The organism is Actinotalea caeni, assembly GCF_009733795.1.
GTDB lineage: Bacteria > Actinomycetota > Actinomycetes > Actinomycetales > Beutenbergiaceae > Pseudactinotalea > Pseudactinotalea caeni.
In genome coordinates this window covers 143,313-164,793 of sequence record NZ_WNXX01000005.1, presented here as the reverse complement: position 1 = coordinate 164,793, position 21,481 = coordinate 143,313, and the positions used below count along the sequence as shown (strand labels likewise).

Below are 21,481 nucleotides of genomic sequence, written 5' to 3'. Positions count from 1 at the left end.
GATGTGCAGCATGCCAGGACTCGACCTGCACCCCGACCGTCTGCTCCCGACGGACCCGGCGACGCGCGCCGTGGCTCGCGAGCTGTACGAGGGGGTGGCGCGGCTGCCGATCATCAGCCCGCACGGCCACGTGCCCCCGCAGTGGCTGAGCGAGGACGTGCCGTTCCGCGACCCCACGTCGCTGCTGATCACGCCGGACCACTACGTCAACCGGATGCTGCACGCGCACGGCGTGCCGCTCGAGGACCTCGGGGTGGGCCGCGGCCCGCTCGACGAGGCGGACTCGCGACGCGCGTTCCGGCTGCTGTGCGAGCACTGGAGCGCCTACCGGGGCACGCCCGTGCGGTACTGGCTCCTCGACGAGCTCGCCGGCATCTTCGGCGTCACCGAGCGACCCAGCGCCGCGACCGCGGACAGCATCTACGACACGATCGCCGAGAAGATCGCGCAGCCGGAGTTCCGCCCGCGCGCCCTGTTCGAGCGGTTCGGCATCGAGGTGCTCGCCACCACCGACGACCCGTGCGACGACCTGGCCCCGCACGACGCGCTCGCCGCCGACGAGACGTTCGCCGGTCGGGTCGTGCCGACGTTCCGGCCGGACCGCTACCTCGACCCGCACGAGAGCACCTGGAACGAGCGCGTCGACCGGCTCGGCGAGACCGCGGGCACCGACGTCGGCTCCTACGCCGGGTACGTCGCGGCGCTCGAGGCGCGCCGGCGCTACTTCGTCGAGCACGGCGCGGTGTCGGCCGACCACGGCGTGGAGGACGCCGAGACCCTCGTGCTCGACGACGCCGAGGCGTCGCGTCTGTACGACGCCGCGCGCGCCGGCACGATCTCGGCCGCCGAGGCCACCGCCTTCCGGCGGCACATGATCAGCGAGATGGCGCGGATGTCGTGCGAGGACGGCCTCGTGATGACGCTGCACCCGGGCGTGCGCCGCAACCACCACCGCGCGACCTACGAGCGGTTCGGGCCCGACGTCGGGTGCGACATCCCGGTCGCGGTCGAGTACACACGGGCGCTGGAGCCGCTGCTCAACGCCTACGGCACGCACCCGAACCTGCACCTGGTGCTGTTCACGATCGACGAGACGACCTACTCGCGCGAGCTCGCGCCGCTCGCCGGGTTCTACCCGAGCGTCTACGTCGGGGTGCCGTGGTGGTTCATCGACGCGCCCGAGGCGATCCGCCGGTTCCGCGCCGCCGTCACCGAGACCGCAGGGTTCTCCCGCACCTCTGGCTTCATCGACGACACCCGCGCCTTCTGCTCGATCCCGGCGCGGCACGACATGTCGCGCCGGCTCGACGCCGGCTACCTCGCAGGACTCGTCGCCGAGCACCTGCTCGACCTCGACGAGGCGCACGAGGCGATCCACGACCTGGTGGCCACCAACCCGCGGAAGGTGTTCAAGCTGTGAGGCTCTCGCGTGCGCTGCCGGGCATGCCGGCGGCCGCCCCCGTGCGGATCGTGCACCTGGGGGTCGGCAACTTCTACCGCGCCCACGTCGCCTGGTACACCCACCACGCGCCCGACGCCGACGCGTGGGGGATCGCGGCGTTCACCGGGCGGCGCCCGGACGCCGCCGACGCCCTCGGGCCCCAGGACGGGCTGTACACGCTCATCACCAAGGGGCCCGACGGCGACGAGACCGAGGTGATCTCCTCGATCGTGGCGGTGCACCGCGCCGACGAGCACGAGGCCCTGCTCGGCTACCTCGCCGACCCGGCTGTCGCCGTCGTCACGCTCACGGTGACCGAGGCCGGCTACCGCCGCGGTCCGGACGGCGCCGCCGACCTGGCGCACCCGGACGTCGCGGCCGACGTCGTGGCGCTGCGTGCCGACCCGCGCGCGGCCGTCTCGACCGCGCCCGCGAAGCTCGTCGCCGGGCTGCTGGCGCGCCGGGCGGCCGGCGCCGGGCCGATCACGCTCATGTCGTGCGACAACCTGCCCAGCAACGGCGAGGCGCTCGCGCGGGTCGTGCGCAGCCTGGCCGACGCCGTCGAGCCGGGGCTGGTCGCGTGGGTGGACGAGCACGTCGACTTCGCCACCTCGATGGTCGACCGGATCACGCCCGCGACCACCGACGACGACCGTGCGGTCGCGCGCGCCGCGACCGGCGCCGACGACGCCTCACCGGTCCCGACCGAGCCGTTCTCCGAGTGGGTGGTCAGCGGGACGTTCCCGGCCGGCCGGCCGCGCTGGGAGGACGCCGGCGCACAGCTGGTCGACGACGTCGAGCTGCACGAGCGTCGCAAGCTCTGGCTGCTCAACGGCTCGCACAGCCAGCTCGCCTACGTCGGCTCGATCCGCGGCCACGAGACGATCGACCGTGCGATCGCCGACCCCGCGTGCCGCGGCTGGGTCGAGCAGTGGTGGGCCGAGGCCGCGCGCCACCTCGCGCTGCCGGGCGCGGAGATGACCGCCTACACCGACGCGCTGCTGGAGCGCTACGCGAACCCGCGCGTGCGCCACCTGACCGCACAGATCGCCTACGACGGCTCCCAGAAGCTGCCGGTGCGCACCGTGCCGGTGGTCGCCGCCGAGCGGGCAGCCGGGCGGGTGCCGACCGGGGGCGCGACGACGCTCGCGGGCTGGGTGCTGCACCTGCGCGGCGAGGGCGCCCCGGTCAAGGACGCCACCGTGGACGCCGCGCTCGCGGCCGCGACCGGTGGCGAGCTGCCCGAGGCGGTGCCGGCCGTGCTCGAGCTGCTGGGCCTCGGCGGCGACGACGAGCTCACCGCCGCCGTGCTGACCCAGGTGGAGGAGATCCACGCGCGGTGACGACTGCGCGGGCCGGGCGGCGCGCCCCGGCCCGCGCGAGGAGTCCGGGGGGCGGGGTAGCATGACCCCCATGCGCTCCAGGCTGCTCCTTACCTAGCCGCGGCGAGACACCTTCTCCGCCGCGGCCGCCCCTCGCCCGAGGGGCTTTTTTGTGCCCGGGAGCCACCTGACGACGAGCGCCACACACGAGGACCGACGTGACGAGCCACAGCAGCGAGACCACCACGACGCAGGACGCGACAGCCGACGTGCCGCCCTACCGGTACACCGCGGCGCTCGCGGAGCAGATCGAGCTGCGCTGGCAGGACCGCTGGCAGCGCGAGGGCACGTTCCACGCGCCGAACCCCACCGGCGACCTCGCCGGTGACGCCGCGGCGGAGAAGTTCTACGTCCTCGACATGTTCCCCTACCCCTCCGGCAAGGGGCTGCACGTCGGGCACCCGCTGGGCTACATCGCGACCGACGTCGTCGGGCGGTTCCAGCGCATGCAGGGCAAGAACGTGCTGCACGCGCTGGCCTACGACGCGTTCGGGCTGCCCGCCGAGCAGTACGCGGTGCAGACCGGGCAGCACCCGCGCATCACGACCGAGCAGAACATCGCGACGATGCGCGCCCAGCTGCGCCGGCTGGGGCTGGCCCACGACGACCGCCGCACGTTCGCCACCACCGACCCCGACTACGTGCGCTGGACGCAGTGGATCTTCACGCAGCTGTTCGAGTCGTTCTACGACGAGACGGCGCCGCGCCCCGACGGCGGCTCCGGGCGTGCGCGCCCGATCGCCGAGCTGGTGGCCGAGCTGGACGCCGGCGAGCGGACGCTGCCCGACGGCCGTGACTGGCACGCGCTGGACGCCGGCGAGCGCGAGGACTACCTCGCCACGCTGCGGCTGGCCTACGTGTCGGACTCCCCGGTCAACTGGGCGCCCGGGCTGGGCACCGTGCTGTCGAACGAGGAGGTCACCGCCGACGGTCGCAGCGAGCGCGGCAACTTCCCGGTGTTCCAGCGCAACCTCAAGCAGTGGATGCTGCGGATCACCGCCTACGCCGACCGGCTGATCGACGACCTCGAGCTGATCGACTGGCCCGAGAAGGTCAAGACGATGCAGCGCAACTGGATCGGCCGCTCCTCGGGTGCGCACGTCCGGTTCGCCACCGATGCCGGCGACCTCACCGTCTTCACCACCCGCCCCGACACGCTGTTCGGCGCGACCTTCATGGTCGTGGCGCCCGAGCACCCGCTGGTCGGGGCGCTGGCCGACGCCGACGCCTGGCCCGAGGGCACCCCCGAGGAGTGGCGCGGCGGGCACGACAGCCCGCGCGACGCCGTCGAGGCCTACCGCCGCGCGGCCGCCCGCAAGACCGAGCTCGACCGCCAGACCGAGGGCCGCGACAAGACCGGTGTGTTCACCGGCAGCCACGCGGTCAACCCCGTCACGGGCGGTCGGATCCCGGTCTTCGTCGCCGACTACGTGCTCATGGGCTACGGCACCGGCGCGATCATGGCGGTGCCCGCCCAGGACGAGCGCGACTGGGAGTTCGCCGCCCGCTTCGGGCTGCCGGTCGTGCGCACCGTGCAGCCGCCCGAGGGCTGGGAGGGCGAGGCCTACACGGGCGACGGGCCGGCGATCAACTCCGCCAACGACGAGATCTCGCTGGACGGCCTGGGCCTCGAGGAGGCCAAGACGGCGATCGTCGCGTGGCTGGAGGCCAAGGGGCTCGGCGCGGGCACCGTCACCTACCGGCTGCGGGACTGGCTGTTCAGCCGGCAGCGCTACTGGGGCGAGCCGTTCCCGGTCGTCTACGACGCCGACGGCCGCCCGCACGTGCTGCCCGACAGCATGCTGCCGGTCGAGCTGCCGGACGTGCCCGACTACTCGCCGCGCACGTTCGACCCCGAGGACGCCGACTCCGAGCCGGAGTCGCCGCTGTCGCGGCTGCCCGAGTGGGTCGAGGTCGAGCTCGACCTCGGGGACGGCCCACGCACCTACCGGCGCGAGACCTCGACGATGCCGAACTGGGCGGGCTCGTGCTGGTACGAGCTGCGCTACCTGGACCCGCGCAACGACCGTGCGCTCGTCGACCCCGAGATCGACCGGTACTGGATGGGCCCGCGACCCGGCGAGGCCACGGGCGGCGTCGACCTGTACGTCGGCGGCGTCGAGCACGCCGTGCTGCACCTGCTCTACGCACGGTTCTGGCAGAAGGTGCTCTACGACCTCGGCCACGTGTCCAGCTCCGAGCCCTTCCACACACTGTTCAACCAGGGCTACATCCAGGCCTACGCCTACACCGACGCGCGCGGCGTGTACGTCCCCGCCGAGGAGGTCGAGACCTCCGAGGGCCCCGACGGCGAGCCGGTCTTCACCTGGCGCGGCGAGCCCGTCACCCGCGAGTACGGGAAGATGGGCAAGTCGCTGAAGAACATGGTGACGCCCGACGAGATGTACGCCGCCTACGGCGCCGACACCTTCCGCGTGTACGAGATGTCGATGGGTCCGCTGGACCAGTCGCGCGCGTGGGAGACCCGCGCGGTCGTCGGTGCGCAGCGGTTCCTGCAGCGGCTGTGGCGCAACGTCGTCGACGAGGAGACAGGTGCGCTGCGCGTCACCGACGACCCGGCCGACGACGAGACCCGCCGTCTCGTGGCCCGGACCGTCGACGACGTCCGCACCGAGTACGCCGCGATGCGCCCCAACACCGCGATCGCCAAGCTGATCACGCTCAACAACCATCTGGTGGGGATGCCCGCCGTGCCGCGCGAGGCGGTCGAGCCGCTCGTGCTCATGGTCGCGCCGGTCGCGCCCCACATCGCCGAGGAGCTGTGGTCGCGGCTCGGGCACGCCCGCTCGCTGGCGTACGAGCCGTTCCCGGAGGCGGACGCGTCCTTGCTGGTCGAGGAGACCGTCACCTGCGTCGTGCAGGTCGCCGGCAAGGTCCGCGACCGGCTCGAGGTGTCGCCGTCGATCGGCGAGGAGGAGCTGACCGAGCTGGCGCTCGCGACCGCGGGCGCCAGGCGGGCGCTGGAGGGGCGCGCCGTGCGCAAGGTGATCGTGCGGGCGCCGAGGCTGGTCAACGTCGTCCCGGGCTGACCGTCCGGGGGCGTGCACGGAGGGGTGAGGCGGATGAGTGCCGAGGCACGGACCGACCCGGAGGTCTACGACGTCGCCGCGATCCAGGAGCGCTGGCGACCCGTGTGGGAGCGGCTCGACCCGTTCCGCGCGGGGACCGCCGCCCCGGGTGCGGAGAAGCGCTACGCGCTGACGATGTTCCCCTACCCGAGCGGTGACCTGCACATGGGTCACGCCGAGGTGTTCGCGCTCAACGACGTGCTCGCGCGGTACTGGTGGCTGCGCGGCTACGACGTGCTCAACCCGATCGGGTGGGACTCCTTCGGGCTCCCCGCGGAGAACGCCGCGATCCGCAACGGCGCCGACCCGCGCGCGTGGACCTACGCCAACATCGAGACCCAGGCGGAGTCGATCCGCCGGTACGGCCTCGCGTTCGACTGGTCGCGGCGGCTGCACACCTCCGACCCGGAGTACTACCGGTGGACGCAGTGGCTGTTCCTGCGCTTCTACGAGCGCGGGCTGGCCTACCGCAAGGCGTCCCCGGTCAACTGGTGCCCCCAGGACCAGACGGTGCTGGCCAACGAGCAGGTGGTCGGCGGGCACTGCGAGCGGTGCGGCACCGCCGTCACCAAGCGCGAGCTGACCCAGTGGTTCTTCAAGGTCACCGACTACGCGCAGCGGCTCCTCGACGACATGGAGGACCTGCAGGGCGCCTGGCCGGACCGGGTGCTGACGATGCAGCGCAACTGGATTGGCCGGTCCGAGGGCGCGCACGTGAGGTTCACGATCGAGGGCCGCGAAGAGCCGGTCACCGTGTTCACCACGCGCCCGGACACGCTGTTCGGCGCGACCTTCTTCGTCGTCGCCGCCGACGCGCCGCTGGCGGCCGAGCTGGTCACCGACGAGCAGCGCGCGGCGTTCGAGTCCTACCTGGAGGAGGTCCGCCGAGCCTCCGACATCGAGCGGCTCGCGGCCGACCGACCCAAGACCGGGGTGTTCCTGGGCCGGTACGCCGTCAACCCCGTGACGGGGCAGCGGATCCCGGTCTGGGCAGCCGACTACGTGCTGGCCGACTACGGCACGGGCGCGATCATGGCCGTGCCGGGAGGCGACGAGCGCGACCACGCGTTCGCCGTCGCGCACGGCCTGCCGGTGGTCCACACCGTGCAGCCGCCCGAGGGCTTCCCGGAGGGCTTCGAGGGCCCCTACACCGGCGACGGCGTCGTCATCGCCTCCGCCGGCGACGGCATCGACCTCGACGGGATGACGGTCCCCGAGGCGACCCGGGCGATGATCGACCACCTGGAGCGGCGCGGCCTCGGCACGCGCGCGGTCACCTACCGGCTGCGCGACTGGCTGCTTTCGCGGCAGCGGTTCTGGGGCGCACCGATCCCGGTCGTGCACTGCCCGGGCTGCGGCGAGGTGCCCGTCCCCGACGACCAGCTGCCGGTACGGCTGCCCGACCTCGTCGGCGACCAGCTGCGACAGGAGGGCGGCCGGTCGCCGCTGGCGAACGCCACCGACTGGGTGGAGGTGCCGTGCCCGCGCTGCGGCGGCGACGCGCGCCGCGACACCGACACGATGGACACCTTCGTCGACTCCTCGTGGTACTTCCTGCGCTACTGCTCGCCGGACGAGGAGACCCGCCCGTTCGACCCCGAGCGCGTGCGGCCGTGGATGCCCGCGCACTCCTACGTCGGCGGCGTCGAGCACGCGATCCTGCACCTGCTGTACTCGCGGTTCTTCGTCAAGGTGCTCCACGACATGGGCATGGTCGAGGTCACCGAGCCGTTCGCGACCCTGCTCAACCAGGGCCAGGTCATCAACCAGGGCAAGGCGATGAGCAAGTCGCTGGGCAACGGCGTCGACCTCGGGTCGATGATCGACGCCTACGGGGTCGACGCCGTCCGGCTCACCCTGGTCTTCGCCGGGCCGCCCGAGGACGACATCGACTGGGCGGACATGTCGCCCGGCGGCTCCCTGCGGTTCCTGCAGCGCGCCTGGCGGCTCGCGGGCGACGTCACCTCCGCGCCCGGCACCGACCCCACGGCGGGCGACGCCGAGCTGCGGCGGTTGACGCATCGCACCGTGCGTGCGGCCGAGGAGCTGATCGAGGCGCGGCGGTTCAACGTCGTCGTCGCCCGCACGATGGAGCTCGTCAACGCCACCCGCAAGGCGATCGACGCCGGCCCGGGCGGCGCCGACCCTGCGGTGCGGGAGGCCGTCGAGACCGTCGCGATCCTGCTCTCGCTCGTCGCGCCGTACACCGCCGAGGACATGTGGGCGCGGCTCGGCCACGAGCCGACGGTCGCGCGCACGCGCTGGCCCGAGGTCGACGAGAGCCTGCTCGTGCAGGAGACCGTCACCGCCGTCGTGCAGGTGATGGGCAAGGTCCGGGCGCGGCTGGAGGTGCAGCCGGACGTCTCCGAGGCCGACCTGCGCGAGCGTGCGCTCGCGGCGGTGGCCGAGCACGTCGACGGCCGGGAGGTGCGCCGCGTGATCGTGCGGCCGCCGTCGCTGGTCAACGTCGTCGTCGGCTGAGCGGGCGAGACGCGTGGCGGGCGGCCGTGCCTGGACCCGAGCGCCGGTCCGACGGCGGTCCGCGCGTGCGCGAGCGCGCTTCCGTGGGACGATCACCGCGTGAGCAGGCGACCTTCGGGGGCACCCGCCGCGGTGCGGATCACCGATGTCGCGCGCGCAGCCGGTGTCTCGAGCGCGACGGTCTCCCGCGTGCTCAACGGCGCCTCGACGGTCGACCCGGAGCTCGCGCGCCGCGTCCGTGAGGCCGCCAAGGCCTCTGGCTACGTGCCCAACCCCAACGGCCGGGCGCTGCGCCGCCAGCGCACCGACGTCTGGGCAGCGATCGTCTCCGACCTGCAGAACCCGTTCTTCACCTCGCTGGTGGCGGCGGTCGAGCACGTGGCGGTGCGGTCGGGGCACTCGGTGATGCTGTGCAACACCGACGAGCAGCTCGCGCGCGAGCAGGGCTACCTCGCCACCGCGATCGCGCAGCGGATGGCGGGCGTCGTCGTGTCGGTGACGTCGGAGCAGGAGTCCGACCTGTCGCCGCTGCTCGCCGCCGGGATCCCGACGATCGCCGTCGACCGCCGGGTGCACGACTTCCCGGGCGACACGATCCTGCTCGACAACGTGCGCGCCGGCCGGATGGCCGCGCAGCACCTGCTCGAGCTCGGGCACCGCGACATCGTGTGCCTCGCCGGACCCTCGGGCGTCAGCACCACCGAGGACCGGCTGCGCGGCGCGCTCGACGCGCTCGACGAGGCCGGCATCCCGCACGACGACCGCCGCATGCTCCGCTCCGACCTCAGGGCCGACGAGGCCGAGGCGATGGTGCGCGAGCTGTTGGCGGGGGACCGCCGTCCGGACGCGATCTTCGCCACCAACGGCCCGGTGACCGCGGGCGCCTACCGCGCGATCCAGGAGAGCGCGCTGCGGATGCCGGAGGACATCTCGCTCGTCGGGGTCGACGACGACCGCTGGACCCGCATGGTCCGCCCCAGCGTCACGCTGGTGGCGCAGCCGGTCGAGGAGATGGGGGAGCGGGCGGCCGAGCAGCTGCTGCTGCGCGGTCAGGCCCCCGACGCCCCTGCGCTCCACCTCCTGCTCACCCCGCGCCTCCTCGTCCGCCACAGCGCCGGCCCCCGCCGCCCCCGCTGACCCCGGCCGGGTCGGATGGGGCCCGCCCACCCCTCACTTTCACCGCACTTTGGAACATCGCCCGCTTTCACCGCACTTTGCAACAGCGACGGCGGCCACACGACGTCGGAACGGCCGCGACGGCGAGTCGCTACGACGGGCGCGACGTCGCGCTCGAGAGATCGTTCGGCGCGGATGGGCGGGAGGACGGCGGTGCGTCCACGGCGTGGCCGGAGGTGTGTGGAGCCCGCGGCAGGACGTGCGGTGAAGCACGGCGGCGGCAAGAGCGGTGAAGCATGGCGGCGGCAAGAAGTGCGGTGAAACCCGGGCCGTGTTCCAGAGTGCGGTGACACCGGGCCGTGTTTCAAAGTGCGGTGAAAGTAGCGGCTGTTCCAAAGCGCGGTGAAACCGGGCCGTGTTCCACAGTGCGGTGAAAGTGGCGGCTGTTCCACAGTGCGGTGAAAGTGGCGGCTGTTCCACAGTGCGGTGAAACCTGGGTGGGCGGGCCCTCGTCGTCTCGGCGGGAGGTGGAGGCGGCGGGGCGGCCGTGATCGAACCGTGACCTCCGCCCGCTTCCCCCCCGGCGAGTAATCGTTTACTCTGCTGAGAAATCGATTCCTGAGTCGAGGAGGACCAGGCTTCATGGGCGAGCAGGACGACGTCGTCGCGGCTGTGTCGGCGGGGGTGCGGGCGATGCGCATCGAGGCCGACGCGGTGTCCGCGGCGGCCGAGCGCGTGGCGCCCGAGCTCGCCGAGGCCGTGCGGCTGATCCGGCGCGCGCAGGGGCGCGTGCTCGTCTCCGGGCTCGGGAAGTCGGGGCACATCGGCGCCAAGATGGCGGCCACGCTCGCCTCGACCGGCACGCCGGCGCAGTTCGTGCACGCCACCGAGGCGCTGCACGGCGACTCGGGGACGGCGACCCCCGCCGACGTCGCGATCCTCATCTCCAACTCCGGCGAGACCGCCGAGGTCAACCACTTCGCGCGGATGCTGCAGGCGTGGGGCGTGCCCCGGATCGCGATGACCCGCGACCCCTCCTCGACGCTCGCGCTGCTGTGCGACGTCCACCTCGACATCCGCGTCGAGCGGGAGGCCGACCCGCTCGGGCTCGCACCCACCTCCTCGGCGACCGTCACGCTCGCGATCGGCGACGCGCTCGCCGCCGCGCTGATGACGCTCAGCGGCTTCACGCCCGCCGACTTCGCCCAGCGGCACCCCGGCGGCTCGCTCGGCGCCCAGCTGGGAGCGGCCCGATGAGCGCCGCGACCACCGGCACCACGCCCACCGACGCCGCGCCGCGCGTGTGCGTGCTGGCGTCCTTCATGTACGACCTCGTCGTCACCGCCCCGGTGCGACCGGGCCCCGGCGAGACCGTGGTCGGCAGCAGCTTCGAGACCTTCGTCGGCGGCAAGGGCTTCAACCAGGCCGTCGCCGCGCGCCGGGCCGGCGCCGAGGTCGGCGTCATCGGCCGGCTGGGCGACGACTCCTTCGGCGAGGAGTTCCGCGCGTTCCTGCACGCCGAGGGCATCGCGGCCGACCACGTGCTCGCCGACGCGGGCTCCGGCACCGGCGTCGGCCTGCCGGTCGTCGAGGACGGCGGCCAGAACTCGATCGTCATCGTGCCGCGCGCGAACCTGCACGTCACCCGGCACGACGTCGCCGCGGCCTCCGGTGCGATCGCCGGCGCCGACGTGCTGCTCGTGCAGCTCGAGCTCCCGATGCCCGCGACGCTCGCCGCGGTCCGGATCGCGCACGGCTCAGGCGTCCGCGTCGTGCTCAACCCCGCCCCGTACCAGGAGCTGCCCGCCGACCTGCTCGCGATGGTCGACGTGCTCGTGCCCAACGAGGTCGAGCTGCGCCAGCTCGCGCACGCCGACGCCGACACCCCGGTCGCCGACGTCGCGACCGCCTGGTGGCAGGGCCGCCCCGGCGCCCTCGTCGTCACCCTCGGCTCCGAGGGCGTGCTGCTGCTCGAGGGGGACGCCGCCCCCGAGCACGTACCCGCGCTGGCGGTCGACGCCGTGGACACGATCGGCGCCGGCGACACCTTCTGCGGCAACCTCGGCGCCCGGCTCGCGGCCGGCGACCCGCTGCGCGAGGCCGTGCTGCGCGCCAACGCCGCCGCGGCGCTCAGCGTGCAGCGGCACGGCGGGGCGCCGTCGGCACCGCGCGTCGACGAGGTCGACCACCTGCTCGGCCGCACCGACCACGCACTGGCATGACACGAGGAGAGAACCGATGACGACCGACCACCCGACGCCCGCCGGCGCCGGCCGCTACGGCGGCTACGGCAGCAGCCTGCGCGACCTGCCGCGGCTGCGCGAGCACCGTCGGATGCGGGTGTCGAGCTGGGACGTCACCGGCGGCAACGACGACCGCCTCACCGTCCAGCCCGGCGAGACCGTCACGCTCGCCGACATCCGCGGTGCCGGCTCTGTCAACCACATCTGGGTGACCGTCGCTCCGCTGCGCCCCGCCGGCCCCGACACCGCCGACCACGACTACCTGCGCCGGCTGGTGCTGCGGATCTACTGGGACGACGCCGCCGAGCCCAGCGTGCTGGTGCCGCTCGGGGACTTCTTCGGCGTGGGCCACGCCCGCAGCGTCAACTTCGCCTCGGCGCCGCTGCAGATGAGCCCCGAGGACGGCAAGGGCTTCAACTCCTTCTTCCACATGCCGTTCGCCACCCGCGCGCGCTTCGAGCTCACGAGCGAGTGCGAGTCGGAGGCGATGGCGTTCTACTACTACATCGACTACGACGCGTTCGCCGAGCTCGAGCCCGGCCTGGGCCGGTTCCACGCCAGCTGGAACCGGGAGAACCCGACCGACGGCGTCGAGCAGGGCTCGATGACCAACCCGGAGTTCCTCTTCGGCGGTCACAACATCGGCGGCGAGGGCAACTACACGATCCTCGACACCGTCGGCCGCGGTCACTACGTCGGGTGCGTCCTCAACGTCACCAACCTGCGCCACACCAGCGACTGGAACTGGTACGGCGAGGGCGACGACATGATCTTCGTCGACGGCGAGCCGTGGCCGCCGCGGCTGCACGGCACCGGCACCGAGGACTACTTCAACACCGCGTGGTGCCCCAGCCAGGCCTACGCGGCGCCGTACCACGGCATCACGCTGCCCGGTGGCGAGAACTGGTCCGGCCAGATCTCGCTGTACCGGTTCCACGTCGAGGACCCGGTCACGTTCACGTCCTCGATCCGGGTGACGATCGAGCACGGCCACGACAACCGCCGCAGCGACGACCTGTCCTCCACCGCGTACTGGTACGCCGAGGAGCCTGCCCGCGGGCTGACGCTGCTGCCGGTCGAGCAGCGGCTCCCGAGGCTGGCATGAGGGCGGTGCGACGGATGACGGCGGTGCTGGCGACGGTGGGCGCGACGGCGCTCGCGGCCTCGTGCGCCGGCGGCGGGGGCGACGGTGTGGAGCTGAGCACCGGCACCGACCGCCCGTTCGTCGTCACCGGCGTGAGCGGCGTCACCCAGGTCGCGCAGCTCACCGGCCCGGGAGCGATCAACGACACCGAATCGGTCGCCGTCGCGGGCACCGACCTCGGCTCGATGGTCAACGTCGACGACGTCACCTACCTGGTCTTCGGCGACACCTTCGGCACCCGTGACCCCGGCACGACCGGGGGCGGCGGCGGCAACTGGCGCTCCAACGCCATCGCCTACACGACCGACGACGACCCGAGCGACGGCCTGACCTTCGACGGCTGGGTCCTCGACGACGTCGGGCTGGCCGCCGAGGTCGCCGTCGGCGACAAGCACCCCAACACCGGCGGCGGCGAGGTGACGAAGATCCCGACGTACGGCTTCGCCGTCGACGGCGCGATCTACCTCTACTACATGTCGGTGACCTTCTGGGGCGAGCCGGGTCGCTGGGACGCCGACCACGCCGGGCTGGTCCGCAGCACCGACGACGGGCAGACATGGGAGGTGCTCGAGGCGCCGCGCTGGCCGGGCGAGGGGAACTTCGTGCAGGTCGCCGCGGTGACCGTCGACGACGGCGGCACCGACCACGTCTACCTCTGGGGCATCCCGTCCGGCCGCTTCGGCGGCGTGCAGCTGATGCGGGTGCCGGCGACGACCGAGGCGGTCGAGGACGTCGACGCCTACACCTACTTCGCCGGCATCGACGCCGACGGCGCCCCGACGTGGTCGGCCGACATGGGCGACGCCGTCACGGTGCTCGACCGGTCGGTCGGCGAGCTCTCGGTGATGTACCACGAGCAGACGCAGCGGTGGCTGCTGACCACCATGGTCGACAACGGCGACGCCGTCCTGTTCGAGGGACTCACCCCCTGGGGTCCGTGGAGCGACCCGCACGTGCTGACGACGCAGGCCGAGACGCCCGGGCTGTACGGGCCCTACCTCAACCCCCGCTACGTCAGCGACGACGGCCGCACCCTCTGGTTCACGCTGTCGATCTGGGACCCCTACAACGTCTTCTGGTACCGCGCAGAGCTGGAGACCGCCCCTGGCTGAGACACGAGAACCGACACCCGCACCCGATCACGACCCACGCACCACAACCACCGAGCACCCCCACCGTCATCGAGGAGGATGGCAGATGCGCATCAACAGGTTCCGAGCAGCAGGGCTGGCAGCCGCTGCTGGCGCGCTCGCGCTCACCGCGGCCTGCGGGTCCGGCACACCCGGGCAGCCGGCCGACACCGGCGGCGACGACGCCCCCGAGGGCGCCACCACGGTCGAGTTCTGGCAGCTGAGCTTCCAGGACGTCGAGAACGAGTGGTACGAGGCCGCCGTCGACGCCTTCAACGAGTCCCAGGACGAGATCCACGTCAACCTCACCCAGGTCCCCGGCGACGCCTGGGAGCAGCGCATGACGGCGGCCCAGGCCGCCGGCAACGCGCCCGACATGTACACGATCGCCTACAACGGCGTCGTCTCGGCCGCCACGACCGGCCAGATCACCTCGCTGTCGCCCTACATCGGCGACGACGTGTGGTCCGACGTCCAGGAGGACGTGCTGGCGTCGATCTCGGTCGAGGGCGAGCACTACGCGTTCCCGATGCTCGTCGAGCCCTCGGCGGTGCTCTGGTACCGCACCGACCTCTTCGAGGAGGCCGGCATCGACGGTCCGCCCACGACGTGGGAGGAGCTGCAGGACTACGCCGCCCAGCTGACGACCGGTGACGTCTACGGCTTCGGCGCCGCGCAGTCCGCGGGCGACATGGGCTGGAGCACCTGGGGCCTGCAGTGGAACGTGGCCGGCCACCTGCCGATCAGCGACGACTGGAGCGAGGCGCAGGTCGGTGACGAGTACGCGCCGCTGCTGCAGGCGTGGCAGGACATGTACAAGGCCGGGTCGATGCCGCAGCAGGCGCTGGCCGGGTACGCCGACGCCAACCCGCTCGGCGAGGGTCACCTCGCGATGAACATGGGCGGCTCCTGGTTCGCCAGCGTGCTCATCAACGACTTCCCGGAGATGGTCGGCAACATCGGCGCCGCGCCGATGCCGAGCTTCCACGGCGACCCGGAGGCCCCGACCGCCACGCTCGGCGGCTGGACGTGGGTCGTCGATGCCAAGAGCGAGGTCCCGGAGGAGGCCGCGGCGTTCATCGAGGCCACCCTCGGCGGCGGTGACGACGAGCAGCTGCTCGAGTACTTCGCCGGCACCCAGTTCTCGAAGTACTCGCCCCGTGCGAGCGTCAACGAGGCACTGATCGAGGCCGCGGCGTCCTCGGAGAACCCGTGGGCGGCGACGATCGCCGAGCAGATCGTGCCGTTCTCCAAGCCCGAGGCGTCCTACCCGTGGGACATCTCGATGGCGTTCGCGACGGCGCTCGAGCAGGCGATGCAGGGCACCGACGTCAGCACCGCGCTCGCCGACGCCGAGGCGGAGATCAACCGGCTGATCGAGGCCAACCAGCTGGCGGGCACGGCTCCCCAGCCGTGACCTCTCGGCTCCGGTCCGGCCGCGCACGGCGGCCGGGCCGGAGCCGCGCCACCGACCACGAAGGAGGTCGACGATGACCCAGACGGTCCAGGCCGAGCCCACGACGCTCGGCACCGCTGCGGCACGCCGCCGCGGCCGGCCCAGCGGGAAGCAGCCACGGGCGCGCACGGGCATGAACGCCCGCAGCAACAAGATGGCGTACCTCATGCTCGCGCCGGTCGTGATCCTGCTGACGATCTTCGTCGTCTGGCCGGTCGTCTACGCGGTGTACCTCAGCTTCTACAACTGGAGCTTCTACACCGACCCGATCCCGGTGGGCTGGCGCAACTACATGAACGTGCTGGGCGACCGCACGTTCATCGAGTCGGTCGGGCGGGGCCTGCTGTTCGCGGTGATGGTCGTGCCGGTCCAGCTCGTCATCGCGTTCCTGTTCGCGAGCCTCGTCAGAACGGTCAGCGGCCGGGTCGCGACGCTGCTCAAGGTGAGCATCTACATCCCAACGATCGTCTCCGGCGTCATCGCCTCGATCATCTTCGTGCTCATCTACAACTACCAGGGCGGCATCCTCAACGCGTTCGTCGGGCTGTTCGGTGTCGAGAAGCAGGCGTGGCTGGGCAACGTCGCGACGGCGCTGCCGGCGCTGGCGGTCCCCGCGATCTGGCTGGGGCTGGGCATCTGCTCGCTCATCATGCTCGCGGGCATGGTCGACATCCCCGCGACCTACTACGAGGCGGCGGACCTCGACGGCGCGAACTGGTTCCAGAAGACGTTCTTCGTGACGATCCCGCTGATGAAGAACATCTTCCTGTTCCTGCTCATCACCGGCTTCACCGCGGCGGTCCAGCAGTTCGAGCTGCCGCTGGTGATGACCGACGGCGGCCCGCTCGAGCGGACCCTGCTCCCGAACCTGTACATCTTCCAGCACTTCCGCAACGACACCTACGTCGGCTACTCGATCGCCGCGGCGATCCTGCTGATGGTCGTGCTGGGCAGCATCTCGGCGGTGATCTTCCGGGTGCTCAACTCCGAGAAGGCGGTGGACGGCTGATGGCGGTCGACACTCCGGTGACCGCGCCGGCGATCAGCGAGATCGGCAGGACGACGCGGCGGCCGCGCGGCCGCCGCGACACCGGCGCCAAGGGCGTGGCGGTGCTGACCGGCAAGATCGCCGCCGGCGCCCTGCTGGTGCTGCTCGCGCTGTTCCCGCTGGCGTGGATGGTGATCGCGGGCTTCAAGAGCCGCACCGAGGTCGTCGCGACACCGTTCCAGTTCTTCCCCGAGGTGTGGCGCGTCGAGAACTACCAGCAGATCCTCGCCGACCCCGAGTTCGTGCGGTCGATGAGCGTGACCTTCGGCGGGGCGATCCTGTTCACGCTCCTCTCGCTGACCGTCAACTCGCTCGGCGCGTACGCGTTCGCCCGGCTGGAGTTCGCCTTCAAGAACGTGCTGTGGGTCTACGTCATCACGACGATGTTCATCCCCGGCATGGCGATCCTGCTGACCTCGTTCGTCGTCGTCACCCGGCTGCGGATGCTCGACACGATCGCGGTGCTCGTCATCCCGGGCGCGGCGTCGGCGGCGCACCTGTTCTTCATGCGGCAGTACTACCTCAACGTGCCGATGGCGCTCGAGGAGGCCGCGACGCTCGACGGCGCGTCCAAGTGGGGCATCTACCGCCACATCTTCCTGCCGATGAGCAAGCCGGTGTTCGTCGTGGTCGGCATGACGTCGTTCCTCGCGTTCTGGAACTCCTACGTGTGGCCGATCATGACGATCACAAGCCGCGACCTCTACCAGATCCAGCAGTTCCTGGCGACGTTCCGCTCCGAGCGGGCCGCCGAGCTGGGCATGCTGATGGCGGGCTCCACGCTGGCCGCGCTGCCGGTGATGATCCTGTTCCTCGTCTTCCAGCGGCACATCATCGGCGGCATCAAGATCGCGGGGCTGAAGTAGACGCATGGCGAACGCGCGCGAGCTGAGCAACGAGGAGGGCCCGCACGTCGCGATGCCGCTCGGCGGCATCGGGACCGGCAACGTGAGCATCTGCGCCGACGGCGCGCTGCGGCAGTGGCAGCTGCACAACATCGGCAACCACCGCGGCGACCTGCCGTACTCCTTCCTCGCCCTGCGGGTGAGCCAGTGGGAGCCGCCGTTCGACGCGGTGCGGGTGCTGCAGGCGCCCGCACCGCTGCGCAGCACGGACACCCCGCTCGTCAACGACGACCTGGTGCCGCGGTGGCAGCGGCGGCTGCTGGCCCGGCACGGCGGGGTGCAGCGGACCCGGTTCCGTGCCACGTACCCGGTGGCGGAGATCGACTACGTCGACGACACGTTGCCCGTGCAGGTCTCGATGGAGGCCTTCACGCCGATGGTGCCGCTCGACGTCGAGACCAGCTCGTTGCCGGTCGCGATGCTGACGGTGTCGGTCACCAACGTCAGCGACGTCCCGGTCAACGCGTGGCTCGGCGTCGCGATGCAGAACCCGCTCGGGATCGACGGCACCCTGCAGCCCGATGGCGTCCGGGCGCCCGGCTACGGCGGCAACGTCAACCGCGTGGACCGCTCCGTCGTCGAGCAGGCGGGCGGGGACGGCGGCGGGCACGCCCGCTGGACGCACCTCGTCATGGAGAACCCGTCGCTGCCCCAGCGGCACCCGGGTGCGGGCCAGGTCGTGGTGAGCGCCGACGCGCCGCTGACGACCGCGCTGCCGCACTGGAGCGCGCCCGAGCAGTTCCTCGACTTCCTGCGGCAGCGGCAACCCTTCGGGCCGCACGACTGGGCGCACGTCCCGCCGGACATGGCGGACCCGCAGCCCACCGCGTCGTGGACGAGCGCTGGGCCGAGCCCCGAGGGCAGCACGTGGAACGGCGGTCTGGCCGCGCAGGTGCACGTGCCGCCGGGGGAGACGCGCCGGGTGCGGGTGAGCCTCGCGTGGTGGCTGCCGAACCGGTACGCGAACTTCACCCAGTTCGGCGGCATCAGGCCCGAGTGGGGCACCGAGCCGCAGTGGCTCGGCAACCACTGCACGACGCGGTTCCGCGACGCGCGCGAGGTCGCCGATCTCGTGCACCGGGACTGGGACGACCTGCGCGAGCGCACCCGAGGCTGGACGGCGACGCTGCTCGACTCGGGCCTGCGAGACGACGAGGTCGAGCACCTCGCGGCGCAGGCGTCGATCGTGCGCAGCCCGTCGTTCTTCCGCGTCGCCTCCGGTGAGGTGTACGCGTTCGAGGGCGTCCAGGGCGCGTCGACGACCATGTGGTCGGGCGACGTCGGCGGCTCCTGCCCGCTCAACTGCACGCACGTGCTCGCCTACGCGCAGGGGCTGGCGCGGCTGTGGCCCGAGCTCGACCGCAGCATGCGCGAGACCGAGCTCGACGTCATGCAGGCGCCCGAGGGGTTCATCCCGCACCGGGTGATCCTGCCGACGTCGCTGGGGCAGCTGTGGGACCGTCCGATCGGCGGCCCGGAGGAGCCCGCGCTCGACGGCATGCTCGCCTCGGTGCTCAAGGTCTACCAGCAGGTCCGCAACGGGGTCGGCGAGGAGTGGCTCGCGCGGTACTGGCCCAAGGTCGTGCGACTCATGGACCACGTGGCGCGGCGGTGGGACCCGGAGGAGACCGGGATGCTGCACGGCATCCAGCCCTCGACGCATGACATCGACCTCGCGGGCCTCAACACCTTTATGGGCACGTACTGGCTGGCGGCGCTGCGGGCCGCCGAGGAGCTCGCACGCACCGTGGGGGACGACGCCAGGGCGCAGGCGTGGCAGCAGCGGTTCCGTGCCGGCAGCGCCGGGTACGACCAGGCGCTGTTCACCGGTGCGTACTACCGGCAGGTCCTCGAGGACGGCGACCCGGTCGCGTTCCAGTGGGGCGAGGGCTGCTTGTCCGACCAGCTGATCGGGCAGTGGTGGGCGCACCTGCTCGATCTCGGGTACCTGCTGCCGCCCGACCACGTGCGGACCGCGCTGCGGTCGGTGGTCGAGCACAACCTGCGCCCGGACTTCCACGGTTTCGAGCACCCGTACCGCACCTACGCCGACGGCGACGAGAGCGGCCTGGTCATGTGCTCCTGGCCCACCGGCGGTCGCCCGGAGATCCCCACGCGCTACTGCGACGAGGTGTGGACCGGCATCGAGTACCAGGTCGCCGCGCACTGCGAGATCGAGGGCCTGCACACCGAGTCCCGCAGGATCCTCGACGGCGTGTGGGGCCGCTACGACGGCCGTCGCCGCAACCCGTACAACGAGATCGAGTGCGGCGACCACTACGTGCGCGCGCTCTCGGGGTGGAGCGTGCTCGAGGCCCGTACCGGGCAGCGGTGGGACGCCCGCACCCGCACGCTGACGCTGCGCCGGCCGACGCCGGGCACGAGCTGGCCCGTGGTGCTGCACGACGGCTGGGGCGCGGTCCGCGCCGACGAGGACGGCGCGCTGCGGCTCGCCTGCACCGCGGGGCACCTCGCCGTCGACCGGCTGCGTCTGGACCTCGACGACGCGCGCGAGGTGCAGGTCAGGCTCGCGGCGGGGGAGTCGGCGGTGCTCTGAGCGGCGTCAGCGGGCGTTCGCCAGGACCGCCGGCGCGATAGTGGCGTCCCGCATAGTGGTGTAACCGCTCGGTGGCCGGCCTCGTTGTGAACGTGGGCGCGGTCACCGTGTGATCCTTCGAGGAATCTCCTACAACCCTCTCGAATGGAGTCATCACGATGACCGCTCCTCACATTGTCGACCCTGCCGGCCTGCTCGGTGAAGCCCTCGCCGAGGCGTCGCCGGATCTGATGCGTCAGCTGCTGCAGACGATGATCAACGCGCTGCTGTCCGCGGACGCGGACGCCGTCTGCGGCGCCGAATGGGGCACGGCGTCCCCGGACCGGGTGACGCAGCGCAACGGCTACCGGCACCGCGAGCTGGACACCCGCGTCGGCACGATCGACGTCGCCGTCCCCAAGCTGCGCAAGGGCACCTACTTCCCGGAATGGCTGCTGGAGCGCCGCAAGCGCGCCGAGGCGGCGCTGATCACCGTCGTCGCCGACTGCTACCTCGCCGGCGTCTCCACCCGCCGGATGGACAAGCTGGTCAAACCCTCGGCATCGACTCCCTGTCCAAGTCGCAGGTGTCCCGCATGGCGGCTGATCTCGACGAGCACGTCGACCAGTTCCGCCACCGCCCCCTCGGGGATGCCGGGCCGTTCACGTTCGTCGCCGCCGACGCCCTCACGATGAAGGTCCGCGAAGGCGGGCGGGTGATCAACGCGGTCGTCCTGGTCGCCACCGGAGTCAACGCCGATGGCCGCCGCGAGGTCCTGGGCATGCGCGTCGCCACGGCCGAGACAGCGTCGGCTTGGAACCAGTTCTTCGCCGATCTCGTCGCCCGCGGCCTCACCGGAGTCCGCCTCGTCACCTCCGCCGCCCACCAAGGGCTGGTCGAGGCGATCGCGGCGAACCTGCCGGGAGCGGCCTGGCAGCGCTGCCGCACCCACTACGCCGCGAACCTGATGTCGGTCACCCCGAAGTCCCTCTGGCCCGCAGTCAAGGCGATGCTGCACTCCGTCTACGACCAACCCGACGCCGCCGCGGTCAACGCCCAGTTCGACCGGCTCCTCGACTACGTCGAAGACAAGCTGCCCGACGCCTTCTCACACCTCGACAATGCGCGGGCAGACATCCTCGCGTTCACCGAGTTCCCCGAAGGCCTCTGGTCGCAGATCTGGTCGAACAACCCCAACGAGCGTCTCAATCGCGAGATCCGCCGCCGCACCGACAGCGTCGGCATCTTCCCCAACCGCGACGCCATCGTCCGCTTCGTCGGCGCCGTCCTCGCCGAGCAGACCGACGAATGGGCCGAAGGCCGCCGCTACCTCGGCCTCGACATCCTCGCCAAGAGCCGCCTGCACCTCCTCCCCGACACCGGAGCAGAGGAGGCGACAGACAGCATCCTCGAACTCAGCGCCTGACCCAGCACCGAAGGGTCACGAAGCGACTACACCACTACCGGGGACTTGACCCAGCGAGTTGGATTCTGCGCCTAATCGCCTGGC

General features: G+C 72.1%; 13 protein-coding genes and 1 pseudogene. All 14 read left to right on the top strand.

Annotated features, from left to right (window positions below; translation table 11 throughout):
* The first annotated feature begins 10 nt into the window (after positions 1-10).
* The 14 genes and pseudogenes from uxaC (at position 11) to GPA02_RS06430 (ending at position 21,397) form a co-directional block, all read left to right on the top strand.
* On the top strand, positions 11-1,420 hold the full coding sequence (uxaC, locus tag GPA02_RS06495) for a glucuronate isomerase (protein ID WP_204986519.1): 1,410 nt from the start codon (positions 11-13) through the stop codon (positions 1,418-1,420).
* Positions 1,417-2,784, top strand: coding sequence for a mannitol dehydrogenase family protein (locus GPA02_RS06490; RefSeq protein ID WP_240133921.1), 1,368 nt, complete (start codon positions 1,417-1,419; stop codon positions 2,782-2,784). Before uxaC ends, GPA02_RS06490 begins: the two co-directional genes overlap by 4 nt.
* Positions 2,785-2,981: 197 nt before the next feature.
* Positions 2,982-5,873 (top strand): leucine--tRNA ligase, encoded by a 2,892-nt coding sequence (leuS, locus tag GPA02_RS06485; protein WP_156199097.1) that lies wholly within the window; start codon positions 2,982-2,984, stop codon positions 5,871-5,873.
* 33 nt (positions 5,874-5,906) lie between these two features.
* On the top strand, positions 5,907-8,393 hold the full coding sequence (gene leuS / locus GPA02_RS06480) for a leucine--tRNA ligase (protein WP_156199096.1): 2,487 nt from the start codon (positions 5,907-5,909) through the stop codon (positions 8,391-8,393).
* Positions 8,394-8,492: 99 nt separating this feature from the next.
* On the top strand, positions 8,493-9,530 hold the full coding sequence (locus GPA02_RS06475; protein WP_156199095.1) for a LacI family DNA-binding transcriptional regulator: 1,038 nt from the start codon (positions 8,493-8,495) through the stop codon (positions 9,528-9,530).
* A gap of 621 nt (positions 9,531-10,151) precedes the next feature.
* Entirely contained in the window at positions 10,152-10,766 is a 615-nt protein-coding gene (locus tag GPA02_RS06470) for a KpsF/GutQ family sugar-phosphate isomerase (protein ID WP_156199094.1), read from the top strand.
* Positions 10,763-11,731, top strand: coding sequence for a ribokinase (locus tag GPA02_RS06465; RefSeq protein WP_156199093.1), 969 nt, complete (start codon positions 10,763-10,765; stop codon positions 11,729-11,731). Before GPA02_RS06470 ends, GPA02_RS06465 begins: the two co-directional genes overlap by 4 nt.
* A 16-nt stretch (positions 11,732-11,747) precedes the next feature.
* On the top strand, positions 11,748-12,857 hold the full coding sequence (locus tag GPA02_RS06460) for a glycoside hydrolase family 172 protein (protein ID WP_156199092.1): 1,110 nt from the start codon (positions 11,748-11,750) through the stop codon (positions 12,855-12,857).
* Positions 12,858-12,871: 14 nt separating this feature from the next.
* Entirely contained in the window at positions 12,872-14,008 is a 1,137-nt protein-coding gene (locus GPA02_RS06455) for a DUF4185 domain-containing protein (RefSeq protein WP_240133920.1), read from the top strand.
* 85 nt (positions 14,009-14,093) lie between these two features.
* Positions 14,094-15,443, top strand: coding sequence for an ABC transporter substrate-binding protein (locus GPA02_RS06450; RefSeq protein WP_156199090.1), 1,350 nt, complete (start codon positions 14,094-14,096; stop codon positions 15,441-15,443).
* Positions 15,444-15,516: 73 nt separating this feature from the next.
* Complete coding sequence (locus GPA02_RS06445; protein ID WP_156199089.1) at positions 15,517-16,491, top strand: carbohydrate ABC transporter permease; 975 nt, start codon at positions 15,517-15,519, stop codon at positions 16,489-16,491.
* Positions 16,491-17,396, top strand: coding sequence for a carbohydrate ABC transporter permease (locus tag GPA02_RS06440; protein WP_156199088.1), 906 nt, complete (start codon positions 16,491-16,493; stop codon positions 17,394-17,396). Before GPA02_RS06445 ends, GPA02_RS06440 begins: the two co-directional genes overlap by 1 nt.
* Before the next feature lie 4 nt (positions 17,397-17,400).
* On the top strand, positions 17,401-19,992 hold the full coding sequence (locus GPA02_RS06435; RefSeq protein WP_156199087.1) for a GH116 family glycosyl hydrolase: 2,592 nt from the start codon (positions 17,401-17,403) through the stop codon (positions 19,990-19,992).
* A 158-nt stretch (positions 19,993-20,150) separates the two neighbouring features.
* A pseudogene (locus GPA02_RS06430) lies at positions 20,151-21,397 on the top strand (IS256 family transposase).
* Positions 21,398-21,481 lie beyond the last annotated feature (84 nt).

What these genes read in the sequence shown, in the direction of transcription:
- uxaC (WP_204986519.1), top strand. Translation starts at nt 11, where the DNA reads ATGCCAGGACTCGACCTGCACCCCGACCGTCTGCTCCCGACGGACCCG.
- leuS (WP_156199096.1), top strand. Translation starts at nt 5,907, where the DNA reads ATGAGTGCCGAGGCACGGACCGACCCGGAGGTCTACGACGTCGCCGCG.
- GPA02_RS06470 (WP_156199094.1), top strand. Translation starts at nt 10,152, where the DNA reads ATGGGCGAGCAGGACGACGTCGTCGCGGCTGTGTCGGCGGGGGTGCGG.
- GPA02_RS06465 (WP_156199093.1), top strand. Translation starts at nt 10,763, where the DNA reads ATGAGCGCCGCGACCACCGGCACCACGCCCACCGACGCCGCGCCGCGC.
- GPA02_RS06460 (WP_156199092.1), top strand. Translation starts at nt 11,748, where the DNA reads ATGACGACCGACCACCCGACGCCCGCCGGCGCCGGCCGCTACGGCGGC.
- GPA02_RS06455 (WP_240133920.1), top strand. Translation starts at nt 12,872, where the DNA reads ATGACGGCGGTGCTGGCGACGGTGGGCGCGACGGCGCTCGCGGCCTCG.
- GPA02_RS06450 (WP_156199090.1), top strand. Translation starts at nt 14,094, where the DNA reads ATGCGCATCAACAGGTTCCGAGCAGCAGGGCTGGCAGCCGCTGCTGGC.
- GPA02_RS06445 (WP_156199089.1), top strand. Translation starts at nt 15,517, where the DNA reads ATGACCCAGACGGTCCAGGCCGAGCCCACGACGCTCGGCACCGCTGCG.
- GPA02_RS06440 (WP_156199088.1), top strand. Translation starts at nt 16,491, where the DNA reads ATGGCGGTCGACACTCCGGTGACCGCGCCGGCGATCAGCGAGATCGGC.
- GPA02_RS06435 (WP_156199087.1), top strand. Translation starts at nt 17,401, where the DNA reads ATGGCGAACGCGCGCGAGCTGAGCAACGAGGAGGGCCCGCACGTCGCG.